Raw genomic sequence first — 23,369 nt, forward strand, 5'->3', positions numbered from 1 at the left:
CAAATGCTCCCCTGGTACGTGGCCACCTACCTGCTGATCGGGGCCTGCATCTTCGGTCCAACCCGAAAGCTCCTGTCGCTGCGCCAGGCCGGGGCCGTTCCTGCTTCCCGGCGCCCTGCTCGTGCCGCTGGCGCTGACGAACGTCGCCTGGTGGTGCGGCGGCTGGCTGCTCGGGCTGCCGGCCTGGGGCTTGCTCCTGAGCCGGTGGACGCCGGAGAACCCGCTCCCGGCAATGCGGGTGCTGAAATTCCTTGGGCTGTTACTGCTGGGCATGACGATCTACACGTTCAACGGGATCTACCCGATCCCCAGCCTGGGCCTGTTCCTGCTCCCGATCATTCCCCTGGTCCGGCTGGCCGACCGTGAGTACCGGGCCAGACCGCTGCAGGCGGCCGTGGAGGTTGTTCTGGCCGTGGTTGCCTTTGCCATTCCCACCCGCGAAGGGTCATGGTCCTCGCCCTGGGCCTACGCGGGTGGGGCCGCGACGGCTGGACTCCTGATCGCATATTGGGCATGGAGGCTCCCCTGCCGTTCCCGGTACCGGCAGATCAATAACGGAGCCAGCGTCTAGCCCCGGTCTTCTAATAGGGAATTGTCTGAGGCCCTGTCTCGAACCCCTGTGTCTCGAATCCCTAGGGTTGGTGAGACGCCCTGATATGGCTGTATCTGCGCCTGAAGTAAGGTTGCTATGTCCTTCTTGGACAAGTCAACATGCGGGGGAAGAGCAATGAATATTGTCTTGGTTGTGGTGTTTGCAGCCATTTTCTTTTATGTCCTCTATGGAGTCATCAGGGCGGCGACGCGGGACGGAATCATTGCAGCCCGTCAGAGCCTGAATGTGGATGCAACGCAAAATGGCCGAGAGGGCACATGACAAGGCCCCATCAAGATCAATGGCCTCCCAGTGACCACAAGTACAGACGCTCAGAAGTGAATGGCTTCGTCGGGAGTGGTGACGCGGTTTGGCACCGTGCCGCTCATGAAGTGCTCCGTTGGAAGTTAAAAACCCAGAGTGGCTTTGTCGTGGACTCACTAGGGCCGGTATCGCCGGGTGAGCATGTCGTCGTAACTGCGCGGGTGTTGGGCGTGACTGTTGTGGAACCAGTGGAAGTTGTAGACGTTGTCCAAGAACCAGGAAGATGCGGGTTTTCGTACCGCACCCTGCCTGGCCACCCGGTAGATGGGGAGGAAGCCTTTTTCGTTTACCGACGTGGCGACGAAGTGCACCTGACCATTCGCTCCCTTACGCGAGCTGCACCACGACAACCATGGCGGCTCCTCTTCCCTCTCATCCTTATCGCACAGCGGATAGTTCAAAGACGGTACCTGCGCGCTCTGGAGTAATGCTCATAAAGGCAGCGCGGCAAAACCTAGGGCCAGTGACAGATCAAGTTGGACTTGGAGAAGGGATCGGCTGTCCATAAGGGGATCCCCTTACGGGCTGCACCGTGGCGCCAAATAGCGCTGCGAATAGACCGAAATTTTATCGCCGAAAGCCAAACCGTTAGCATGCGGGGTCGCCGCGAACAGTGTCTTGAAAAGCTTTTGGATACGAGACATCGACTAGTTGAAGTCAGAGCTCTCGCATAGAGGGCAATCCGCGGTCCCCTAGTGGCGAGAGGCTTGGGGCCGGAGCCAAGGCACCTTGAGCGAGGTCGGAACTATCGACGCACGCTGCCATGGAGAGATGTCGGCGTGGACGCGTTAGTCTGCTGGGATGGAATCCTGGCACCGGAACCGGCTTAGTGCCGGACAAACCGAGTTCGTGGAAACCCGGCTCCCGGGCGTTCGATTCCTGACTGATCTTTCCTGGAATCTCGTGGATACCGCTGTGCTTGAAGTGGCACACGGACAGGGTAGGTATGTCATCAAGGCTGCGGGACCTTCCAACCGTCACATAAGTCGTGAACTAGACGCTCATGAGGCCTGGACAGGAGTCTGGACCCGCCAGGAGAGGGCACCCAGACTCGTACACGCCAACCGTTCCTTGAACCTCCTGATAGCGGAGTATCTGGAGGGTTACCTGGTGGAGGGAAGCGGAGCTGAATATGAGAGCGGTACTTACCTGCAAGCCGGGCATCTCCTGCGTACATTCCACGTCCAAACGGTACGGACGGACTCGCGGTATGAGGCGGCAGCTACGGAGAAAGCGATGGCCTGGCTGGAGACGCCCCACCGCATTGAAGAATCTGCGGCGGAGAAAGTGCGGGGCATACTCGCCGCATACCGTCCGGAACCGGTGCCGGTGGTGCCGACCCACGGTGACTGGCAACCACGCAACTGGCTCATGAACGGCAGTGAGTTAAGAGTCATAGACTTCGGCCGGTTTGAATTCAGGCCGGCCATCAGCGATTTCTGCCGCCTCGCTGTGCAGCAATGGCGGTCCGGTCCCGAGCTGGAAGCGGCCTTCTTTGAGGGATACGGTTCAGATCCGCGAGAGAGCAGGCTCTGGAATATAACACTGCTGCGTGAAGCCGTCTCCACTGCCGCCTGGGCTTTCCAGGTTGGCGACCACGAGTTCGAGAAACAGGGCCACCGGATGCTGGCTGATGCGCTCGCAAACTACAGAAGCAACTACCTCCCGGTACTGCCCGGCCGGCACGGTGATTTTGGCTGATGACTTACTTTGGAACCGGCGCCAGCCCAGGGACCGCCTGCGGTACGGCAAGGACGGTGCATAGCGTGGATGAATTTTCGACAGTGATGCCCGGCGACATCCTTGTCTGCCGGACCACTGACCCTGCCTGGACACCGCTGTTCGGGCTGGCCGCTGCAATTGTCACGGAAACAGGCGGCATGCTTTCGCACGCCGCTATCGTGGCTCGCGAATATGGCATTCCCGCTGTTTTAGGTGTGGCCGGCGCCCTTAACCTTTTCCCGGCCGGAACCACCATCGTGGTCGACGGAACCCAGGGAACCGTCACCGAACCGCCGGCAAAGGATCCGTGATGAGCTCGGACCAGCCCACAATGCTGCTCACCCTCCACTCCATCAGGCTCCTCGGCTTCGCCGACGCTGGGGCAGTTGCGAAAAGGTTCGGCCAGGATCCGCAACAAGTCGAACGTCTTCTCATCGAAGCCGGCCTGAGGGGGTGGGCCGTACGCTCCTCGTTCGGGGACTCGCGGGGATGGTCGCTGACGGTCGCCGGAAGGGCGGAAAATGAACGGCTCCTGGCCGAGGAACTTGAAGTGGCGGGTGCACGTGCCGCGGTCACCTCCGTGCACGCGGAGTTTGTGCCCCTGAACACGGATATTGTCGCCGCCTGCAGCCAGCTTCAGCTCGACCGGCTGTTCCAGGACAACCAGCCAGATCAAGGGCTGGACCACAGGAAGCATCAAACTTTTACCGACGCCGTGACATCCTTCCGCGGACTGGAAACCCGTCTGGCTGGAGCGTTGCCGCGGTTTGGCGGATACGCGCAACGCCTCGACCAGGCGGTGGCGAATGCAGCCACAGAAGCAACCTGGTTGATCGCCACAGACCGTGATTCCTTTCATCGCATTTGGTTCGAGTTCCACGAGGACCTGATCGCCACTCTCGGCATACAGCGATAAATACCGCACCCCGACTGACCGGAAAGGGTTATTGGGTTCCTCAAGAACGTGGAATAGTGCGATAAATAACCGGGGGTAAAAATGACGATAAACAGGTGTTTGCGGAATGTTGCAGTGGCGGCTTTTCTTGTGGCTGCTCCGGTCACGGGATGTGAAGCCAAAGAGCAGCCGGGAGGCGAGAACTTACAGGAATTCAGGTCCATGGATGAGGCTTACATGGCCGTCGATGGTGCGCTGGCCTGCGAAGCTGATCCTGTTGGTGATCCAATTGTGCCAATGGGCGATGACATCAGGCTGGCCTCGGCGCAGAAATTGTGCTTTGAAAAGGTCCAGATAGACCTTTTTGTAAATGAGAAAACATTTCGCGAAACCTATCAGATCTTGTCTGACTCCAACCAAGGCAAAATCCATCTCGTCCATGGGAAGAATTGGATGGTTGTCGACTTCACTGAAATAGCAACGGGCCAACCGTCAACGAGGGACATCGGACGCCTGGTCAAGGAGCTCAATGGTGAGTACGTCATCGCCGGCTCTTAGTGGAACTGAGCCAATCAGCTTGAGGAAAGCGACGATGCCGGCGCTTACGAAGCAGCCAACTGGTCACCGTTGCTTCCGGCCCCAGGCGGCTGAATCTTCAAACCAGCCGAGGGCGGCCACAGACTCAATGTCGGCCGGGGTGCGCACTTCCACTTGGTGGGTGTACTTGTCATGACGAAACGGGATGACATCACGGACGAAGGAGCCGTGGTGCTCATCCCACATGTCCATGGTCAGCAGTGCTTTGGTCTTCGTGATGGGGGTGAGCCACGTGAACTTCCGCGCCGCCCCGTAACTCACCTGGGTTCTTGAAAACTCTTCGACGATGTCGTCACCCAGCCCGGACATCCGCGCTGAAAGCGCATCATAGATCTCCGTGAGCGCGCCGGGGAAAAGCTGCTGTGCATCCACAGTCACCATGGTGGCCTACTTGCCCTGACGACGGCGGGAGGTTCCGCCGTCGTCCGTTGCTTTCTGTTCTTAAGCCTCGATGGTGACCCCGCGCCAGAACGCGATCCGGTCCTCGATCTGCTTTGCCCGCGGCTTTGTTGCCGGGTAGTACCAGGCCGCGTCCACGTTCAGCTTTCCGTCCACTTCGAGCGTGTGATAGCTGGCCTTGCCCTTCCAGGGGCAGATGGAGTAGAGGTCGCTGTCCCTGAGGTAGTCGGCGTTCACGGCGTCGCGCGGGAAGTAGTGGTTGCCTTCCACCACCACGGTGTCCGTGGATTCGGCGATGACTTTTCCGTTCCAGATAGCCCTGGCCATAAGGTTCCCTTCGGTAAGCCCCGCCGCGTTCAAAGGCGGCGCGGGTCGTAGGGATACCAACGGCATGGCGGACAGGAATGTTCCCGGGCGGCCTTGAAGAAAGCGTTCGACGGCGGTGCTACCGCGGGCTCTTGTCGATGACCAGAACCTGTTCCCGTCAGGATCAGCGAGCACAATGAAGTCCGGGTCCTCCGGATACAGGTCCCAGTCCACGCGCTGGGCGCCGAGCGAGACCAGCCGTTCCACCTCGGCAGACTGGTCATCCGCGTACAAGTCCAAGTGGATCCGCGGGTGTTCCTGGACGGGCGTCCCGCTCCGCATCAGTGACAGTTGCGCTCCAGGTCCCGACGCCGGCGCAAGGGTCACCCACGTCTCGTCGCCTTGCTCCCGCGGGACATAGCCCAGGGCTGCGTGCCAGAAACTGGTGGCGGTGGCAACGTCGTTGACGCCGAGGACAATGGTTCCGATAGTCAACATCCGCCCAGCCTAATCCCGGCCGCTCCAGCCCGGCTAGACTCGCCTGCATGGGGGAAAACAATGCTGCCGAGCAGCCGAACACGCCAAAAAGAGTCAATGTCCGTGCCGCCGTCGTGCCTCTTGCAGGCTTCGCCGCGGTGCTGGCAGGCGGGCTCATCGCCTTCCTGAACAGGGATTACGTGGGCTGGTTCGCGTACGCACCGCTCAGCAATTCGCCGTTCAGCGGAAACGGCATCGCCTTTATCACCCAGGGAACCCAGATCGGCCTGGCAATCGCCGTGGTGGGCCTGCTCCTGCTCGCGTTCTGGGCGGGGCACAGGATCGGCCGGAGAAGCCATCGCTAGATATGTCGGAAAATTCCGACATATACTGGTGCGGTGCTTCCTGATGTGTTCGGCGCTGTCTCCAACCCGGCACGGCGGGTGATCCTCGACGAGCTCCGCCAGGGTCCCCGGACAGCGGGCGAGCTCACCGGGCTGCTGAACCTCAGCCGTTCGGCAGCATCCGAACACTTGGCCGTCCTCCGGGAGGCCGGGCTGGTCCGCGAGGAGCGGCACGGCCGCAACCGGCTGTACCACCTCCAGCCGCAGGGCCTGGCCGAGGTGGGCGGTTGGGTGAAGCACTTCGAGCACTACTGGAACCGGCGCCTCGACGCGCTGGCAGAACTTCTGGACGAGGAGAAACCGTCATGACCGAGAATGCCATCCGGCTCGAACGCCGCTATTCACACCCGGCGGAATCCGTGTGGGCTGCGCTGACTACTCCTGAACTGCTGGCCCGCTGGTGGGCGCCGGGCGATATCGCACCGGTCGTCGGCCACCGCTTCACCATGGACATGGGCTCGTGGGGGCAACAGCAGTGCGAAGTCCTCACCGTGTATCCCGGCACGTCCATCAGCTTCCTCTTCTCCGAAGGCATGCTGGACACCACCATTACCTGGCGGCTCGAGGCGGTGGAAGGTGGCACCATCCTCCACCACGAATACGCCGGCTTCCGCCTCGACACGTCCATGGGCAAGCAGGCCATCGAAGGCATGGGCAACGGCTGGCCCGGCCTGCTGGAACAGATTGACGGAGTGCTCGCCGGCGTCTCCTGACCTCCTACCGGAATGCCCACAGGGGACTAAAATGGGCCCTCCACGGCACGCTTGGAACTCCGCCACCTGATTCCGTCCGAGTGCGAAACTCCGTGTACAAAGGGGAGGCCTGCCGTGGAAACTGACGACAACAAAGAGCTCGTGCGCCGCTTCTACGCCCAGATCGACGCCGGGAATATCGACGCGATGGATGAACTGGTTGCGGAAGATTATCTCGACCATCACCCGCCATTCCCGGGATTGCCGGCAGGACGCGAAGGACTGAAACAGGCGTTCCGCATTTTCATGACGGCTACGCCTGGCGTCCATGAGATTGAGGACCAGGTTGCAGAAGGGGACAAGGTGGTGACCAGGTTGACAGCTACCGGGCGGCATGTGGGCGAGCTTCCCGGACCGCTGCCTCCCACCGGCGCCCAGCTGCGGGAGACTGCAGTGGCCATCCATCGGATCCAGAACGGGAAGATCGTGGAGCACTGGTCTGACCGGGACGATCTTGGGCTGATGCAGCAGCTCGGCGTAATCCAATTGCCCGGGGCTTAGCCCCCTGAAACTTCAGGTAACCGCACGACGGCGGGACCTCGCCGTCGTTCCCTCACCCGCGCTGCACCTCAGCAGGCAGTCACCCCAGCAGGTCGTCCTGGTAGCACCAGCGCCAGTCCTCGCCCGGCTCGATGCTCCGCATAACCTGGTGTCCCGTCGCTTGGAAGTGCTTGGAAGCGTGGGTTCCAGGCGAGGAATCGCAGCACCCCACCTGCCCGCAGGCCAGGCACATCCGCAGGTGCACAGTGGTGGTGCCTTCCCGCAGGCAGTCCTCGCAGTACGCGTCGCGCGGCGCCTCAACGAGCGGGGCCTGCTCGAGGTGCCCGCACACGCCGCCAGGCCGCGCGATCCCTTCCCCGCCGCCCTCGCCGGACGCATCCACCTCGTCCAGCGCCACATCCAGCATCGATTCCTCAACATCCAGCCGCTCCAGGACATCGCTGAGGACCTCCTGCGCGTACTCGCCGCCGCGCCGCAGCTCCAGCACCTTGGCCCGTTCGGCCTCCAGCATGGCAAGCCGCAGCCGGGCATAACGCTCGCTGGGCGTAGCCGTCTCCGCCGACGGCCGGCCCAGCCGTTCCCACGCCGCCAGCCCCCGCTCCTGCGTTCGCCGCTTCAGCATGGCCACCACCTCCGGCGGGTCGTCGTCTGTCCGCAATTCCTGCAGCCGGGTCACGCCGGCAGCGGTGGCGAGCTGCATCAGCGACGCCTTGTTCAAAGCATCCTCGCGCTGGTCCGGACCCTGGACCCGCAACAGGCGGACCAGCGCCGGAAGGGTGAAGCCTTGCAGCGTCAGCGTGCCGCCCACCACCACGAGGGCAGCGAGGATCAGCACCGAACGGTGCTCCAGGTCCTCAGGCAGCACCAGCACCGCGGCCAGGGTGACCACTCCACGCATCCCAGCCCAGGAGACAATCGCAGGAAACTGCCACGGCGGGGACGGATCGCTGCGCCGCACGGCCGGAATCAGGCGGGGCAGATAGGTGGCCGGGAACACCCACACCGGCCGGAGCACCAGAACCGCCAGCAGGATCACGGCGCAACCAGCCCAGATCCGGCCGGCACCCAGGGAATCGTCCTGGACGCCCTCGATGATGGTCCGGACCTGGAGTCCGATCAGCAGGAACACCGAATTTTCCAGCAGGAACTGCACGGTGTTCCAGTTGCTGCGCTGGCTCAGCCGGGCGGCACCGTTGGGCATGGACGGCGCCTTCGTGCCCATCACCAAGCCAGTAACTACGACGGCGAGTACCCCGGAGGCGTGCATGGCCTCCGCCGGCAGGTACGCCACAAAGGGGGCCGCGAGAGATGTTGACGTGTTGATCGCGACGTTCCTGATGCGTTTGCGCAGCATGGTCAGCACGTAGGCCGCGGCCAGGCCCACCACCAGCCCGCCGCCCACGGCGAGCAGGAAGTCCCCGGCGATCCCCGCCGCGGACACCGACCCCGAAATGGCCGCGATCGCTGCCCGAAGGCAAATCAACGCCGTGGCGTCGTTGACCAGGGATTCGCCCTCCAGGATGGTGACAATCCTGCGCGGCATCCCCACCTTCCGGGCGATGGACGTCGCGGCCACTGCATCCGGCGGCGCCAGGACCGCACCCAGGGCGATCGCTGCGGCCAGCGGGATCTCCGGGAACAGCCACCAGACCACCAGGCCCACCGTGATGGTCCCGAAGATCACGTAGCCCACCGAGAGCAGCCCGATGGCCCGGCGGTTGGAACCGAAATCGAACAGCGACGTCCGCAGCGCCGCGGCGTACAGCAGCGGCGGCAAAAGGCCCACGAGGACCAGTTCAGGGTTCAGTTCAATGTCCGGAACAAACGGGAGGAAGGAGCCGATCACGCCGGCCAGCACCAGCAGCAGAGGAACCGAAATGTTCAGCTTCCGGCCCAGCGCGCTTCCGGCGCATACCACCGCAACGAGAACCAGAAGTCCCAGGGCGATCTCCATTCGGCCATTGTCTCAGGCCCTGCCAAGGGTGTCCCCGCGGGCGCTGCCCTTAACTCGTAGGGGACAGGACGACGGCGGGGCGTCCCGCCGTCGTCCTGTCCCCTAAAGCGCGCAGCCGCGCCAGGCAAGCAGTGACGCGTGCCTCGCGCCTGGCGCTTAGCGCGCCGCGCCGGCACCGGCCAGCAGGCGCTGCTGATGCAGGTATTCGAACAGTTGCCGAAGCCCGAAAGACCATTCCGGCAGATCTTCAGCCCGGCCCACCTGGTTGACAAGCGCACCAAGGTGGCGGCTGCGGATGGTCACGGTGTCGCCCATTCTGTGGGTGAAACCCTGCCCCGGCTCGTCCCGGTCCTGCGTGGGGGCAAAAAGGGTGCCGGTGTACAGCGCAAAGCCGTCCGGGTACTGGTGGTGGCGTCCGCGGGTTGCGGCCACCAGTTCCTCGAACGGCCGGCTGATCCGGGCAACGGAATTGCGGCCCTCCAGCACATAGCCGTCGTCCCTGCCCTCCACCCGCAGCAGGATCTCCTCGTCACGCAAAGTGTCCAGCGTAAATCCTCCGTCGAACAGCCGGATGAAAGGACCCAGTGCACTGGACGCATTGTTGTCCTTCGCCTTGCCCAGCAGCAGTGCGCTGCGGCCTTCAACATCGCGCAGGTTGACGTCGTTGCCCAAAGTCGCACCCACCACAGAGCCCGCGGACGTGGCCACGAGCACCAGCTCGGGTTCCGGGTTGTTCCAGCGGGAAAACGAGGGAATCCCCACCTGCGCGCCGAGCCCCACCGAGGACAGCACCGGGGCCTTGGTGAACACTTCAGGGTCCGGCCCGATACCCACCTCGAGATACTGCGACCACAGCCCCTCGGCGATAAGCACCTTCTTGGCCTCGGCGGCTTCCGGGGAGCCCGGCCGGATGGACGCGATGCTGCCGCCCAGCGCCTTCGCCACCAGCTCACGGGTCTGTTGGGCCTTGCTGGCGTCGCCGCCGCAGCGCTCCTCGATGACGCGTTCGACCATGCTGTCCACAAACGTCACGCCGCAGGCCTTGATGACCTGCAGGTCCACCGGCGCCAGCAGGTGCGGCCGGGTGGTGTCGCGGGCCAGTGACGCCCCGATGATCTCGGAAACCGACCATTGCGGCGAGGCCATTGCGGCCCGGACATCCGCCACCAGGCCGGGACGTTCGAGAAGTTCCGAAACCGTCCCGGCGAGGGACTGGAGGCTGTACACGTCCTGGCCCTGAAGGGCGACGACGCGCGGGCCGGACGCTTGGGGGTCCCAAATCCGGCCGATGAGGAGCGCGGAGTCCGCGTCCTCGGGGAGCACGGAACTGAAGTCCTTCAATGTGTTCACTTCACCTCACCGGCCCGCGTTCCGGAGTCAGTCCCCGGCCGCCGCCATTCGCCGTCGACGCGCTGCGGCACCCGCCAGGGGTTGGCGTCCTGCAAGGGCTCGGGCAGCCGCTCCACGGGAAAGGACTGGTAGGCAACAGGGCGCAGGAAACGCCGGATGGCGGCCGTCCCCACCGAGGTGGTGTTGGACGAGGTGGCAGGGTAGGGCCCGCCGTGGTGCTGGGCGTAACTGACGGTGACGCCCGTGGGCCAGCCGTTCCACAGGACCCGGCCACTGATGTCGGTGAGCCGTTCGGCCAGGTCCGCGACGTCGTCGTCCGCTTCCGCCTGCAGGGTTGTGGTGAGCTGCCCCTCCAGGAGGCCCGCCAGGGCCGGAAGTTCTGACTCGTCCCCGTACTCCACCATGAGGCTGGCCGGCCCGAACATCTCCTGCCGCAGGATGGACGGATCCTCGCGGACCGCGGCCGCCGAGGTGCGCAGCACGGTAGGCGCCGGGCACTCCGCGAAATCGCCCTCCACCAGCACGTCCACACCCTTCGTGGCGCGCAGGCCGCGCACGGCACCGGTGAAGCCCTCGTGCAGGCGCTCACTGAGCAGTGGTGCCGGAGTGAATCCTGCCAGCGCCTGCTCCAGGCGGGTCCGGACTGCATCCGAGTGCCCGCGGGGAACGAACAGCAGCCCCGGCTTGGTGCAGAACTGGCCCATTCCCAGGGTGAAGGAGTTGGCGTACCCGCCGATGATCTCGCCGGCACGGGCATTCCAGGCCTTGCCGGTGACAAAGACGGCGTTGATGCCCCCAAGTTCGCCGAAGAACGGAATGGGTTCGGGCCGGGCGGCGGCACGGTTGAACAAAGCGCGGCCGCCCGCCGTCGAGCCGGTAAAGCCGATGGCTTTGACCAGGGGGTGGTCAACGAGTGCCTCGGCGGCGGCCCGCCCGGTGACCAGGGAGAAGAGGCCCGACGGCGCCCCGGCGGCATCGAGGGCGGCCACCACTGTCTCCGCGGTGCGCAGCGCAAGCTGCAGGTGGCCGTCGTGCGCCTTGTGCACCACGGCGCACCCGGCGGCAAGCGCCGAGGCGCTGTCCCCGCCCATCACGCTGAAGGCAAAGGGGAAGTTGGAGGCGCCGAAAACGCCCACGACGCCGAGTGGCACGTTATAGCGGCGCAGGTCCGGCCGCGGGCCCATGCCCCATTCCTGGTCGGCGTGGTCAATGGTGGCGTCAAAGTGCTCGCCGTTACGGATCTCGTCGGCGAAGAGGCCCAGCTGGAAGGTGCTGCGCTTCAGCTCGCCGCGGAGCCGCGCCTCGGCGAGGTGCGTTTCCTTCGCTGCGAGGGCCACGAGCACATCGGCGTCCTTTTCCAGCCCGGCCGCGACGGCATCGAGCCAACCCGCGCGGGTGGAGGGATCCGCGGTCCGCGCCTTCTCGAAGGCGGCGTGCGCTGCGTCGACGGAGGCCCGCAGCCCAGCGGCACTGGTGGTCATCGAGCCCCACCCGCCTGTGCCAGTTGGGCTCCGGTGACTGCGGCGCGGCCGCCTACTTCCACCCAGCCTGCTCCGGCCGGGAATTCCCACCGGGCCCGGGAGGCGGCCAGCATCTCGGCGCCGGTTCCGGGCAGCTGCGGGGCACCGTAGCGGCCGTTGATGATGCGGACGGGCTCGGCGAAATGCTCGTGCAGGTGGTCCACGTATTCAATCATCCGGCCGTCCTGGCTGCCGGTGATGGCGGCGTAGTCGAAGAAGGAGAAGTGCTGCACCAGTTCGCAGAGGCCCACTCCGCCGGCATGCGGGCAGACCGGGACGCCGAACTTGGCGGCGAGCAGCAGGTTGGCGATGTTCTCGTTGACACCGCCTACCCGGGTGGAATCCAGCTGCAGAACGTCAATGGCGCCGGCCTGCAGCAGTTGCTTGAAGACGATCCGGCTGGCGACTGCCTCACCGGTGGCCACCCGGACCGGGGAGACGCCCTTGCGGATTTCGGCATGGCCCAGGATGTCGTCAGTGCTGGTGGGTTCTTCAATCCAGTACGGGTTGAACTGGGCCAGCTGGTTTACCCATTCGATCGCCTCGGACACCTCCCACCGCTGGTTCGCGTCAATGGCGATGGGAAGCCCGCCCACGGCTTCCCGGGCCAGGGCCATCCGGCGGCGGTCATCGTTGATGTCCCCGCCCACCTTGAGCTTGATCATGGAAAAGCCGTCAGCGGCGGCCTGCTTGCTGAGCCGGACCAGCTTTTCGTCGCTGTAGCCCAGCCAGCCGGGTGAGGTGGTGTAGGCCGGGTAGCCGTCCGCCTTGAGTTCGGTGATGCGCGCCGCCTTGCCGTCTTCGCCCGCCCGCAGGATGTCCAGTGCCTGCTGCGGGTTGAGGGCGTCGCGGATATGGGTGAAATCGACCACGTCCACAACCTCTTCGGCCGGCATCTCGCTGAGCAGGAGCCACAGCGGCTTGTTTTCCCGCCGGGCCCGGATGTCCCAGAGCGCACTGATCAGGGCACCGGCCGCCATCTGGGTGACGCCCTTCTCCGGCCCGAGCCAGCGCAGCTGTGAATCGTGGATGAGCCGTCTGGACGCACCGCCGAGGTCGTAGATCAGCTCGCCTATGTCACGGCCCTGCAGGAGCGTGGCATAGGCATCGATGGCGTGGGTGATGACCTCGTTGCCGCGGCCGCAGCTGAACACAAACCCGTGGCCTTCGTCACCCGCGTCAGTGCGGATCACCACGTAGGCGGCGGAGTAGTCGGGGTCCACGTTGACCGCGTCTGAGCCATCAAGTTCCAGGGACGTGGGGAAACGGACGTCCTGGGTGCGGATGGAAGTAATGGAAGGCATGCTGTGCTTCTCTCTGCGTTGGGAGGAGTGTGGGGCAGTTCCTATATGAATTCTCATAATCATATAGGAATAGTGATGTGGATCAAGTACCTGCCCGGTCTGACGGCAAAAAGAAGCCCGGCGCAAGGCCGGGCTTCCTGGTGAATGGGACTAGACGATGCGGGTCCTGGGGGGACCGCCTTCCTCAAGGGGTTCCAGATCCACTGCTCCCTCGAATGCCTGTGCGAAGCGCGTAAACGAATTCCTGATGTGCAGGGCCATCGCCGCCTCCGCTTCCTCCGGCCGGCAGGCCTGGATGGCCTCCCGTACTGCCGAGTGCTCGGCCATGGTGCTCGCGCCGTCGACGTCCGCGGGGTAGAGGCGGAAGGTGTGCAGGTGGCAGTGCGTCTGGGCGAAGGCGTGGCGCACTACGGGATTTCCTGCTGCAGCCAGGATGGTGTCGTGGAAGCGGGTGTCGTGGGCCACCAGGTCCTGCCGCAGGTCCCCGCCGGCCTGGATGACGCCCTGGAAAGCCGACAGTTCCTTCTCCAGTGAGCGGGCAGGATTGGCGAGCCGGTCCACCGCCGCGGCCCGGGCTGCCCACGGTTCAACCAGCAGCCGGAATTCGAAAAGGGAGCGCAGTTCATCCAGGCCCAGCAGGGGAGTGGTGCTGTATCCCCGCCCAGGCGTGTAGACCACCAGATTGTCGCCCTCCAGCCGCTGCAGCACTTCCCGGACAGGAGTTTGGGAAACGCCCATGCTGCGCGAGACGGCGTCGATGTTGATTCGCGTGCCGGGCTCGATCTCACCGTTGAGGATCGAGGCCCGCATGGCCGCATAGACGTCCATCACAGCCGCCTTGGAGCGGGCGGGATCGGACGATTGACGTGGTGGCACGCTTCTTTACCTCTTTGCATGGTGACTGGAGTTGCTGTGGGAATCATAAGCCACAGGCGCCAAAGCGCCTTGGGAAAGAGTTTCTGCGCCAGGGGGTTGTCCTGGATCACTATCCATATATGATTAATAGCATTCCTATATGATTGTCCTTCAAAAACTGCGCCCAGCCACTCCCGATGACACTGCGCGCAAAGCCCGCCCTTACGTCAAAGGAGACCGTATGACTGCCATCAGCAGTAGGCTTGCCCCTAAAACTTCCCCAAAGGCTCCCCGCGCCATGACCCGCAAACGCTGGATGATCATCTGGCTCGCCTTCATCGGCCTCAGCATCAACTACCTCGACCGGTCCAGCCTCAGCGTTGCCCTGCCGTTTATGGGCAAGGACTTCGAACTTTCCGCTACCCAGCAGGGCCTGATCTTCGCGGCCTTCTTCTGGGCTTACGACTTCTGCCAGCTGGCCGCGGGCTGGTACGTGGACAAGGTGGGCCCACGCAGGTCCTTCTCCCTGGCAGCCGTATGGTGGTCCATCTTCACCATGGCTACCGCCGCGGCCACGAGTTTCTGGTCCCTGTTCGCGGCCCGGTTTCTGCTCGGAGTAGGCGAAAGCCCCGCCCCGAGTACCGCGGCCAAAGTGGTGGCCACCTGGTTCCCGGTCCGCGAGCGGGCGTTTGCCACCAGCATCTGGGACTCCGGATCCCGCGTGGGTGCAGTGATCGCCCTGCCCATCGTCACCCTGATTGTTGCCTTCACCTCGTGGCATGCCGTGTTCATCATCATCGGCGTTGCGGGCCTTATCTGGGCCGCCGTGTGGTGGAAGGTCTACCGGAGCCCCGAGGAGCACCCGACGGCGGACGCCGCCGAAGTTGCCTACATCCAGGACGGCGGTGCGCGCAGCGCAGCCAATGACGACGAGGGTGCCGCAAAGCTTCCCTGGCGGGCACTGTTCAAGTACCGGACCATCCTGAGCATGATGTTCGGCTTCTTCTGCCTCAACAGCGCCATCTACTTCTTCATCACCTTCTTCCCGAGCTACCTGGTCAAGGAGCGCGGTTTCGACCTGCTCAAGCTGGGCTTCTTCGGCGCCATCCCCGGGATCTGCGCCGTGCTGTTCGGCTGGCTCGCCGGCTATGTAGCCGACCGCGCCGTCCAGCGGGGCGTATCGGTGACGCGGGTCCGCAAGACCGCCATCGCCGGTGGCCTCGCCGGCGGTTCCGTCATCATGTTTGCCGCGCTGGTACCCGAGGCCTGGATGGCCCTGGCCCTGCTGTCCGTGGCATACTCCAGCCTGACCGTCGCAGCCACCGGCATCTGGTCGCTTCCGGCCGACGTTGCCCCCAGCTCCCGCCACGTCGGATCCATCGGTGGACTGCAGAACTTCGCCTCCAACCTGGCCGGCATCTTCACGCCCATCCTCGTCGGCGTCCTTGTGGACCAGACCGGCTCCTTCGTGGCGCCGCTGGCCGTCATCGGGGCGGTGGCCCTGATCGGTGCCGCCAACTACTTGTTCGTCATGGGCAAGATCGAACCGCTGAAGGTGGCCGAACCCGCCAACGTGTGACGTTCCCTTGAGTACGGAGCCCCGGCCAGTTACCCGGCCGGGGCTTCCGCTCGTATCGGCTCAAGGGAGCGCGCGACGGCGGGAGGTGGCGCCATCGTCTGCCCGCCTGAAACCGGCCCTCGTTTTGCATCCCGCCCCAACGTCCTGTAATCTGTGAGCCGTGTCACCCACCAGTGGCACGTGCTTATGATCTGCGGCGGGAGAGTCCTGCCGGTACGTTCTGCAGGCGCCGTAGGAGCAAATCCTCCCCAGGAATCTCTCAGGCCCACGTACCGCCGCGGCAAGGCAACTCTGGAAAGCAGTCCGGGCAACCGGGCTCACCGACGGTGCAAGCGGCGCCCTGCGAAACGGCAGGACAACGCAAAACTCTCAGGTCCAATACAGAGCGGGGAGGAACCCGAATCAACGTGGTGCTCCGGCACCACCTGAATTATGGAGTTCCTCTTATGACGGTTCAGTCGTCCCCCACCACCTTCGCAGACCGCCATATCGGCGCGCGCCGCCAGTCCGACATCGACACCATGCTCAAGGCCGTCGGCTACGACAGCGTTGATGGCCTCGTTGACAGCGCCGTGCCCGATTCCATCCGCCAGGATAAGCCGCTCACCCTCGAGAGCGCGCTGAGCGAAGTCGAGGTCCTCGCCGAGCTCCGCAAGCTGGCCGGCAAAAACAAGATGGCCGTGCAGATGATCGGCCAGGGCTACTACGACACCGTGACCCCGCCGGTGATCCGCCGCAACATCCTCGAAGCCCCCGCCTGGTACACCGCCTACACCCCCTACCAGCCCGAAATCTCCCAGGGCCGGCTCGAGGCGCTGCTGAACTTCCAGACCATGGTGCAGGACCTCACGGCACTTCCCGTGGCCAACGCCTCCTTGCTCGACGAAGCCACCGCCGTGGCCGAGGCCGTGCTCCTGATGCGCCGGGCCAACAAGAACAAGACCGCGAAGGACGGCAAGACCGTCCTGGACGCCGACCTCCTCCCGCAGACCATCGCCATCGTGCTGGGCCGCGCCGAAGCCCTCGGCTTCGAGGTGGAAATCGCTGATCTCACGGGCGGCCTGCCCGACGGCGACATCAACGGCGTGGTCCTCCAGCAGCCTGGCGTTTCCGGCCGGGTCTGGGACCAGTCCGCCGTCATCGCCGAGGCCAAGGACCGCGGTGCGCTGGTCACCGTCGCAGCCGACCTGCTTGCCCTCACTTTGATCACTCCGCCGGGCGAGCAGGGCGCGGATATCGCCGTCGGCTCCACCCAGCGCTTTGGCGTGCCGCTGTTCTTTGGGGGACCCCACGCCGCTTACATGGCGGTCCGCGACGGCATGGAGCGGACGCTCCCCGGCCGCATCGTGGGCGTCTCCAAGGACAATGCCGGCGTCCCCGCATACCGCCTGGCCCTGCAGACCCGCGAGCAGCACATCCGGCGCGAGAAGGCCACCTCCAACATCTGCACTGCGCAGGCGCTGCTGGCCATCGTCTCCTCCTTCTACGCGGTCTACCACGGCCCCGACGGCCTGAAGGCGATCGCCGAAACCGTCCACAACAACGCCCGTGCCCTGGCCACCACGCTTAAGATCGCCGGCCGCGAACTGGTGTCCGACACCTTCTTCGACACCATCACCGTCCGCGTCCCCGGCAAAGCCGCCAAAGTGATCACCGCCGCCGAAGCCAGCGGCATCAACCTGCGCCTCATCGATGCGGACACAGTTGGCGTGTCAGTCGATGAAACCACGACGCCGGAGGTCCTCTCCGCGGTTGTCATCGCCTTTGGCGCCGGTCCCGTGGCTGAGGCTGCCGGATTTGAGCTGCCGGAGCCGGTGCTGCGCACCTCCACCTACCTGCAGCACCCGGTGTTCAACACCCACCGCTCCGAGACCCAGCTGCTGCGCTACATCCGCCGCCTCTCCGACCGGGACCTGGCGCTGGACCGCACCATGATCCCGCTGGGCTCCTGCACCATGAAGCTGAACGCCACAGCGGAGATGGAAGCCATTTCCTGGCCCGAGTTCGCCTCGATCCATCCCTTTGCTCCTGATTCCCAGACTGCCGGCTGGCGTGAACTGATCTCCGGGCTGGAAGCGGACCTCGCCGAGATCACCGGGTACGACCAGGTGTCCATCCAGCCCAACGCCGGTTCCCAAGGCGAACTCGCCGGCCTGCTGGCCATCCGCGGCTACCACCACTCCCGGGGCGAGGCACAGCGCAACGTCTGCCTGATCCCCGCGTCGGCGCACGGTACGAACGCCGCCTCCGCCGTCCTGGCCGGGATGAAGGTTGTTGTGGTGGCCACCGCTGCCGACGGCACCATTGACCACGCGGACCTGCAGGCCAAAATCGAGGCCAATAAGGACGTCCTCTCGGCCATCATGATCACCTACCCGTCCACTCACGGCGTTTACGACTCGGATGTCCGCGAAGTCTGCGACGCAATCCACGCGGCCGGCGGCCAGGTGTATGTTGACGGGGCCAACCTGAACGCTTTGGTAGGGCTTGCCCAGCCGGGCAAGTTCGGCGGCGACGTCTCGCACCTGAACCTGCACAAGACCTTCTGCATCCCGCACGGCGGCGGCGGACCCGGCGTCGGACCGGTTGCTGCCAAGGCGCACCTGGCACCGTTCATGCCCGGTGACGCAAACAAAGCCGCGCATGAGGCCGGGCACGGAGTCGCGATTTCCGCTTCGCGCTTCGGTTCCGCGGGTGTGCTGCCCATTTCCTGGGCCTATGTGAAACTGATGGGCGGCCAGGGCCTCACCGAAGCCACCAAGTCCGCGCTGCTCGCCGCGAACTACGTTGCCACCCGCCTGGATGAGCACTTCCCGGTCCTCTACACCGGCACCAGCGGCCTGGTGGCCCACGAGTGCATCCTGGACCTGCGCGACCTGACAGCCAAGACCGGCGTCACGGCCGAGGATGTGGCCAAGCGCCTCATCGACTTCGGTTTCCACGCCCCCACACTGTCCTTCCCGGTGGCAGGCACGCTGATGGTGGAGCCCACCGAGTCCGAGGACCTCGCGGAGATCGACCGCTTCATCGAAGCCATGATCACCATCCGTAAGGAAATCGACCAGGTGGCCGGCGGCGACTTCCCGGTGGAGAACTCCCCGCTGCGCAACGCGCCCCACACGGCAGCCGCCGTCGTCTCCTCTGACTGGAACCGTTCCTACCCGCGTGAGCAGGCCGCTTTCCCTGTGGCCTCGCTCCGCCAGGACAAGTACTTCCCGCCGGTGGGCCGCATCGACGGCGCAGCAGGGGACCGCAACCTGGTCTGCTCCTGCCCTCCGCTTTCCGAGTTCGAGGTTTCGACAAGCTCAACCACCGGATTGGAAGGCTGATCCCATGACTGAGAACTACACCGCGCTGTATGAGCAGCACAAGATTGCCGGCGCCTCCTTCACGGACTTCGGCGGCTGGCAGATGCCCCTGAAATACAGCTCCGAACTGGCCGAGCACCACGCCGTGCGCAACGCCGCCGGCCTGTTCGACCTCTCCCACATGGGCGAAGTCTGGGTCTCAGGCCCCGACGCCGCTGCATTCCTCGATTACGCACTGGTCGGCAAGCTGTCCGCCGTTGCCGTGGGCAAGGCAAAGTACTCGCTGATCTGCCAGGAAGACGGCGGCATTATCGACGACCTCATCTCCTACCGCTTGGCCGAAGACAAGTACCTGGTGATCCCCAACGCCGGAAACGCTGCGGTGGTTGCCGCTGTGCTGGCCGAGCGTGCCGCAAACTTCGATGTCACCGTGGAGGACGTGTCCGCCGAGACCTCGCTGATCGCCGTCCAGGGACCGAACGCCGAAGCCATCCTCCTGAAACTGGTTCCCGCCGCGCAGCACCCGCTGGTGACGGAGCTGAAGTACTACGCCGCTGTTGAGGTAGGCATCGCCGTCAACGGTACTGTCCAGGAACTGCTGCTGGCCCGCACCGGTTACACCGGCGAGGACGGCTTCGAGATTTACATCCCGAACGAGGACGCCGCCGGCCTGTGGGACGGGTTGCTCGAAGTCGGCGCCGGCCACGGGCTCATCCCCGCAGGCCTGGCCTGCCGCGACTCGCTCCGCCTCGAAGCCGGCATGCCGCTCTACGGAAACGAACTCTCCCGTGAAGGCAACCCCTACGCCGCCGGACTGGGCCCGGTTGTGTCGCTCAAGAAGGAGTCCGACTTCGTGGGCAGGGCCGTGCTGGCCGAGCTCAAGGAACTGGGCGCCGGTTCCACTTCCGGCCGCAAGCTCGTGGGCCTCAAAGGCCTGGGCCGCCGCGCCGGCCGCAGCCACTACCCCGTTCTCAAGGACGGCAACGTAGTGGGCGAGGTGACTTCAGGCCAGCCGAGCCCTACCCTCGGCTACCCGATCGCCCTGGCATACGTCGACGTCGAACACTCAGCACCCGGAACCGCCCTGGACATCGACCTCCGCGGCAAGGCAGAGCCGTTCGAAGTAGTAGAGCTCCCGTTTTACAAACGCCAGAAGTAACGGACCTGGGTTTCGACAGGCTCAACCACCGGTGGTTGAGCCTGTCGAAACCCTCGCGGCCCATCCAAACGCTCTCTCAATTAATGCGGGTTTAAACCAAACGCTCTCTCACTTTTCACACACCTAACTAAGGAAATACACATGGCGAAAGTTGTTGCTGAACTCAAATACTCGGCCGAGCACGAGTGGATTGCTTCTGACGGATCCGGGCCCACCGGCGTCGGAATCTCCGCAGTGGCTGCCGAAGCCCTGGGCGACATCGTGTACGTGGACCTGCCCGAGGTTGGCTCCACGGTGACCGCGGGGGAGACCTGCGGCGAGGTGGAATCCACCAAGTCGGTCTCGGACCTCTACGCACCCGTGACCGGCGAAGTGGTGGAGATCAACGACGAAGTGGTCTCCGATCCCGCCCTGATCAACAACGATCCCTACGGCGCCGGCTGGCTCTTCAAGGTGGCCGTCACCGAAGAGGGCCCGCTGATGTCCGCCGAAGAGTACGCAGCAGCCAACGGCGGCGAGCTGTGAGCGCCACTGCCGCAACAGCGGCCTTTGAGCAGGTAGTCTCCCCGTCGCTGGACGCCGACCTGTCCGCCCTGGACCCCGAGATCGCCGCGAAGATCGACGACGAACTCACCCGCCAGCGTGACGGCCTGGAGATGATCGCCTCCGAGAACCACACCGCCGTCGCCGTGATGCAGGCGCAGGGCTCGGTGCTGACCAACAAGTACGCCGAAGGCTACCCGGGCAAGCGCTACTACGGCGGCTGCGAGCACGTGGATGTCATCGAACAGCTCGCCATCGACCGGATCAAGGCGCTGTTCGGCGCGGAGTTCGCCAACGTGCAGCCACACTCCGGCGCCCAGGCCAACGCCTCGGTGATGCACGCGCTGATCAAGCCGGGCGACACCATCATGGGCCTGAACCTGGCTCACGGCGGCCACTTGACCCACGGCATGAAGATCAACTTCTCCGGCAGGCTCTACAACGTGGTGCCGTACGGCGTCCGCGAGGACACCCACACGGTGGACATGGCCGAGGTGGAGCGTCTGGCCCAGGAGCACAAGCCGGCGCTGATCGTGGCCGGCTGGTCCGCCTACGCCCGGCAGCTGGACTTCGCCGAGTTCCGCCGCATCGCCGACTCCGTTGGCGCCTACCTGATGGTGGACATGGCGCACTTCGCCGGCCTCGTGGCCGCAGGGCTGCACCCGTCGCCCGTGCCGCACGCGCACGTCACCACCTCCACCACGCACAAGACCCTCGCCGGTCCGCGCGGCGGCATCATCCTGACCAACGACGCCGGCATCGCCAAGAAGATCAACTCTGCGGTGTTTCCCGGTCAGCAGGGCGGCCCGCTGGAGCACGTGATCGCCGGCAAGGCTGTAGCGTTCAAGATCGCCGGATCCGCCGAGTTCAAGGAGCGCCAGGGGCGAGTCCTGGCCGGCGCCCGGATCCTGGCCGAGCGCCTGGTCCAGCCCGATGTCAGCGCCAAGGGCATCAGCGTGGTCTCCGGCGGCACCGATGTGCACCTGGTCCTCGTTGACCTGCGCAACTGCGAGCTCGACGGCCAGCAGGCCGAGGACCGGCTCGCGGCCATCGACATCACGGTGAACCGCAACGCCGTGCCGTTCGACCCCCGCCCGCCGATGGTCACGTCCGGCCTGCGCATCGGCACGCCCGCGCTGGCCACCCGCGGGTTCGGCGAGGACGCCTTCCGGGAGGTTGCGGACATCATCGCCGAGGCATTAACGGCCGACGCCGATGCAGACCTTTCGGGCCTGCGTCACCGAGTCGAGGCCCTCGCCGCCGCCCACCCGCTCTACCCGGGCGTCGCCGACGTCGCTAGTTGAGCACCAGGTTTCGACAGGCTCAACCACCGGTGGTTGAGCCTGTCGAAACCCCCTGAACCACCGCACCTCTTCTGTTAGGAATCGCGCATGGCTGTTGGAGTCTTTGACCTCTTTTCCATTGGCATCGGGCCTTCCAGTTCCCACACTGTGGGCCCGATGCGGGCTGCTGCCGTTTTTGCGGAGGAGCTCAAAGGCCTGGGCAAGCTCGCGGACGTGGCGTCGCTGCGGGTGGACCTTTATGGTTCGCTCGCGGCGACCGGCCACGGGCACGGCACCATGACCGCAGTCCTGCTGGGGCTGGAGGGGTTCCATCCGGAGCTGATCCTGCCTGACGAGGTGGAGGAACGGCTGGCCGCAATCGCCGATACCGGCACGCTGCAGCTGGCTGGTGCGGTCCCGCTGCCGTATGGGGTGAAGGACATGGTGCTGCGGCCGCTGACCGTCCTTCCCCGGCACACCAACGGCATGACGTTCACGGTGTCCGACGCCGAGGGCAACGTCCTGCACACCGCCACGTTTTTCTCGGTGGGGGGTGGTTTCATCGTCCGCGAGGGCGAGGAGGACGCGGCACAGCAGGAGCTCGAGGAATCCAAGAAGGAACTGCCGCTGCCCTTCCGCACCGCCGCCGAGCTGCTGGAGCACTGCCGGGCAACCGGCCTGGGCATCAGCGACGTGATGCGGGTCAATGAGGAGGACAGCCGCACTCCCGACGAGATCCGCGAAGGCCTGCTGCATATCTGGTCGGTGATGGAGGACTGCGTGGCCACCAGCCTGAAGCGCGAAGGCGTGCTGCCCGGGGGACTGAAGGTCCGCCGTCGGGCGCCGGACTGGTACGACCGGCTGAAAAAGGAAAGTTCACGGCCTGACAGTGAAGGCCAGGACGAGGACTTCTATGACCAGAAGTATTGGCAGGAGTGGGTTAACTTGATCGCGCTGGCGGTTAATGAGGAGAACGCCTCCGGCGGCCGGGTGGTCACCGCCCCCACCAACGGTGCGGCCGGGATCATCCCGGCGGTGCTGTTCTACGCGCTGCATTTCGCGCCGGGGATGGAGAACGCGTCGCAGGAGGACCGTGACGACGTTGTGGTGAAGTTCCTGCTCGCCGCCGGTGCGGTGGGGGTGCTGTACAAGGAGCAGGCGTCCATTTCCGGGGCTGAGGTGGGCTGCCAGGGCGAGGTGGGATCGGCGTCGTCCATGGCAGCGGCGGGACTGGCCGAGGTGATGGGCGGAACACCGGCCCAGGTGGAAAACGCGGCCGAGATCGCGATGGAACACAACCTGGGCCTGACCTGCGACCCCATCGGCGGCCTGGTCCAGGTGCCCTGCATTGAACGGAACGCGATCGCGGCGGCGAAGGCGATCAACGCCGCGAAGATGGCGCTCTGGGGCGACGGTTCCCACCGGGTCTCGCTCGATGAGGTCATTGTGACCATGCGCGAGACCGGCAAGGACATGAGCTCCAAATACAAGGAAACGGCCATGGGCGGCCTCGCCGTCAACGTCGTCGAATGCTGAAGGAAGTAC

Annotated in this window: 24 protein-coding genes and 1 riboswitch; of the genes, 17 read left to right on the forward strand and 7 right to left on the reverse strand. The window is 64.9% G+C overall.

Going from position 1 to position 23,369, the window contains the following annotated elements; all coding sequences use genetic code 11:
• Positions 1–121: 121 nt before the first annotated feature.
• The 7 genes from QF038_RS01875 to QF038_RS01905 all read left to right on the forward strand — a co-directional run bounded on the left by QF038_RS01875 (position 122) and on the right by QF038_RS01905 (position 4,091).
• Positions 122–571, forward strand: a complete 450-nt coding sequence (locus QF038_RS01875; RefSeq protein WP_307608198.1) for a hypothetical protein — start codon at positions 122–124, stop codon at positions 569–571.
• 156 nt (positions 572–727) lie between these two features.
• Positions 728–874 carry a hypothetical protein gene (locus tag QF038_RS01880; protein WP_307608200.1) on the forward strand — a complete coding sequence of 49 codons (147 nt, stop codon included), beginning with the start codon at positions 728–730 and terminating at the stop codon, positions 872–874.
• On the forward strand, positions 871–1,344 hold the full coding sequence (locus QF038_RS01885; RefSeq protein WP_307608202.1) for a DUF1990 family protein: 474 nt from the start codon (positions 871–873) through the stop codon (positions 1,342–1,344). The genes QF038_RS01880 and QF038_RS01885 overlap by 4 nt, the downstream gene beginning before the upstream one ends.
• 421 nt (positions 1,345–1,765) lie before the next feature.
• Complete coding sequence (locus QF038_RS01890; protein ID WP_307608204.1) at positions 1,766–2,617, forward strand: phosphotransferase; 852 nt, start codon at positions 1,766–1,768, stop codon at positions 2,615–2,617.
• A 65-nt stretch (positions 2,618–2,682) separates the two neighbouring features.
• Positions 2,683–2,949, forward strand: coding sequence for a PEP-utilizing enzyme (locus QF038_RS01895; RefSeq protein WP_307608206.1), 267 nt, complete (start codon positions 2,683–2,685; stop codon positions 2,947–2,949).
• Complete coding sequence (locus QF038_RS01900) at positions 2,949–3,554, forward strand: hypothetical protein (protein WP_307608208.1); 606 nt, start codon at positions 2,949–2,951, stop codon at positions 3,552–3,554. The genes QF038_RS01895 and QF038_RS01900 overlap by 1 nt, the downstream gene beginning before the upstream one ends.
• A gap of 114 nt (positions 3,555–3,668) precedes the next feature.
• Complete coding sequence (locus QF038_RS01905; protein WP_307608210.1) at positions 3,669–4,091, forward strand: hypothetical protein; 423 nt, start codon at positions 3,669–3,671, stop codon at positions 4,089–4,091.
• Between the two features lie 63 nt (positions 4,092–4,154).
• On the opposite strand, the gene QF038_RS01910 is transcribed toward QF038_RS01905, so the two are convergent.
• Both QF038_RS01910 and QF038_RS22265 read right to left on the reverse strand, forming a co-directional pair.
• Positions 4,155–4,511: a DUF5655 domain-containing protein gene (locus QF038_RS01910; protein WP_307608212.1), complete on the reverse strand. Its 357-nt coding sequence runs from the start codon at positions 4,509–4,511 to the stop codon at positions 4,155–4,157.
• Positions 4,512–4,571: 60 nt separating this feature from the next.
• Positions 4,572–5,333, reverse strand: coding sequence for a DUF427 domain-containing protein (locus QF038_RS22265; RefSeq protein WP_373461497.1), 762 nt, complete (start codon positions 5,331–5,333; stop codon positions 4,572–4,574).
• Between the two features lie 47 nt (positions 5,334–5,380).
• Here QF038_RS22265 and QF038_RS01925 point away from each other — a divergent pair, with 47 nt between their 5' ends.
• The 4 genes from QF038_RS01925 to QF038_RS01940 all read left to right on the forward strand — a co-directional run bounded on the left by QF038_RS01925 (position 5,381) and on the right by QF038_RS01940 (position 6,969).
• Positions 5,381–5,677: a hypothetical protein gene (locus tag QF038_RS01925; RefSeq protein ID WP_307608216.1), complete on the forward strand. Its 297-nt coding sequence runs from the start codon at positions 5,381–5,383 to the stop codon at positions 5,675–5,677.
• A 33-nt stretch (positions 5,678–5,710) separates the two neighbouring features.
• The gene (locus tag QF038_RS01930) at positions 5,711–6,025 is read left to right on the forward strand and encodes a helix-turn-helix transcriptional regulator (RefSeq protein ID WP_307608218.1); all 315 of its coding nucleotides are present in this window, start codon (positions 5,711–5,713) and stop codon (positions 6,023–6,025) included.
• Entirely contained in the window at positions 6,022–6,429 is a 408-nt protein-coding gene (locus tag QF038_RS01935) for an SRPBCC domain-containing protein (protein WP_307608220.1), read from the forward strand. Before QF038_RS01930 ends, QF038_RS01935 begins: the two co-directional genes overlap by 4 nt.
• A 114-nt stretch (positions 6,430–6,543) precedes the next feature.
• A complete protein-coding gene (locus QF038_RS01940; RefSeq protein ID WP_307608222.1) occupies positions 6,544–6,969 on the forward strand; it encodes an ester cyclase in 426 nt (141 codons plus the stop codon).
• A gap of 79 nt (positions 6,970–7,048) precedes the next feature.
• On the opposite strand, the gene QF038_RS01945 is transcribed toward QF038_RS01940, so the two are convergent.
• The 5 genes from QF038_RS01945 to QF038_RS01965 all read right to left on the reverse strand — a co-directional run bounded on the left by QF038_RS01945 (position 7,049) and on the right by QF038_RS01965 (position 13,973).
• Positions 7,049–8,923: a Na+/H+ antiporter gene (locus QF038_RS01945; protein WP_307608226.1), complete on the reverse strand. Its 1,875-nt coding sequence runs from the start codon at positions 8,921–8,923 to the stop codon at positions 7,049–7,051.
• 156 nt (positions 8,924–9,079) lie between these two features.
• Positions 9,080–10,273 carry a fumarylacetoacetate hydrolase family protein gene (locus QF038_RS01950; protein WP_307608228.1) on the reverse strand — a complete coding sequence of 398 codons (1,194 nt, stop codon included), beginning with the start codon at positions 10,271–10,273 and terminating at the stop codon, positions 9,080–9,082.
• Complete coding sequence (locus QF038_RS01955; protein WP_307608230.1) at positions 10,270–11,754, reverse strand: aldehyde dehydrogenase (NADP(+)); 1,485 nt, start codon at positions 11,752–11,754, stop codon at positions 10,270–10,272. The genes QF038_RS01950 and QF038_RS01955 overlap by 4 nt, the downstream gene beginning before the upstream one ends.
• Positions 11,751–13,097, reverse strand: coding sequence for an enolase C-terminal domain-like protein (locus QF038_RS01960; RefSeq protein ID WP_307608232.1), 1,347 nt, complete (start codon positions 13,095–13,097; stop codon positions 11,751–11,753). Before QF038_RS01960 ends, QF038_RS01955 begins: the two co-directional genes overlap by 4 nt.
• Before the next feature lie 150 nt (positions 13,098–13,247).
• Entirely contained in the window at positions 13,248–13,973 is a 726-nt protein-coding gene (locus QF038_RS01965) for a GntR family transcriptional regulator (protein ID WP_307608233.1), read from the reverse strand.
• A 220-nt stretch (positions 13,974–14,193) separates the two neighbouring features.
• Between QF038_RS01965 and QF038_RS01970 the strand changes: the two genes are divergently transcribed.
• From QF038_RS01970 to QF038_RS01995, 6 genes are all read left to right on the forward strand, one after another.
• Complete coding sequence (locus tag QF038_RS01970) at positions 14,194–15,531, forward strand: MFS transporter (RefSeq protein ID WP_307608235.1); 1,338 nt, start codon at positions 14,194–14,196, stop codon at positions 15,529–15,531.
• Between the two features lie 187 nt (positions 15,532–15,718).
• A riboswitch (glycine riboswitch) is annotated at positions 15,719–15,816 on the forward strand.
• Positions 15,817–15,977: 161 nt separating this feature from the next.
• Positions 15,978–18,860, forward strand: coding sequence for an aminomethyl-transferring glycine dehydrogenase (gcvP, locus tag QF038_RS01975; protein WP_307608237.1), 2,883 nt, complete (start codon positions 15,978–15,980; stop codon positions 18,858–18,860).
• A 4-nt stretch (positions 18,861–18,864) separates the two neighbouring features.
• Positions 18,865–19,998, forward strand: coding sequence for a glycine cleavage system aminomethyltransferase GcvT (gcvT, locus tag QF038_RS01980; protein WP_307608240.1), 1,134 nt, complete (start codon positions 18,865–18,867; stop codon positions 19,996–19,998).
• Positions 19,999–20,139: 141 nt separating this feature from the next.
• Entirely contained in the window at positions 20,140–20,523 is a 384-nt protein-coding gene (gcvH, locus tag QF038_RS01985; protein WP_307608242.1) for a glycine cleavage system protein GcvH, read from the forward strand.
• Complete coding sequence (gene glyA / locus QF038_RS01990) at positions 20,520–21,845, forward strand: serine hydroxymethyltransferase (protein WP_307608244.1); 1,326 nt, start codon at positions 20,520–20,522, stop codon at positions 21,843–21,845. Before gcvH ends, glyA begins: the two co-directional genes overlap by 4 nt.
• An 87-nt stretch (positions 21,846–21,932) precedes the next feature.
• On the forward strand, positions 21,933–23,360 hold the full coding sequence (locus QF038_RS01995; protein ID WP_307608246.1) for an L-serine ammonia-lyase: 1,428 nt from the start codon (positions 21,933–21,935) through the stop codon (positions 23,358–23,360).
• The last annotated feature ends 9 nt before the right edge of the window (positions 23,361–23,369 follow it).

It is taken from the genome of Pseudarthrobacter sp. W1I19, assembly GCF_030817835.1.
GTDB lineage: Bacteria > Actinomycetota > Actinomycetes > Actinomycetales > Micrococcaceae > Arthrobacter.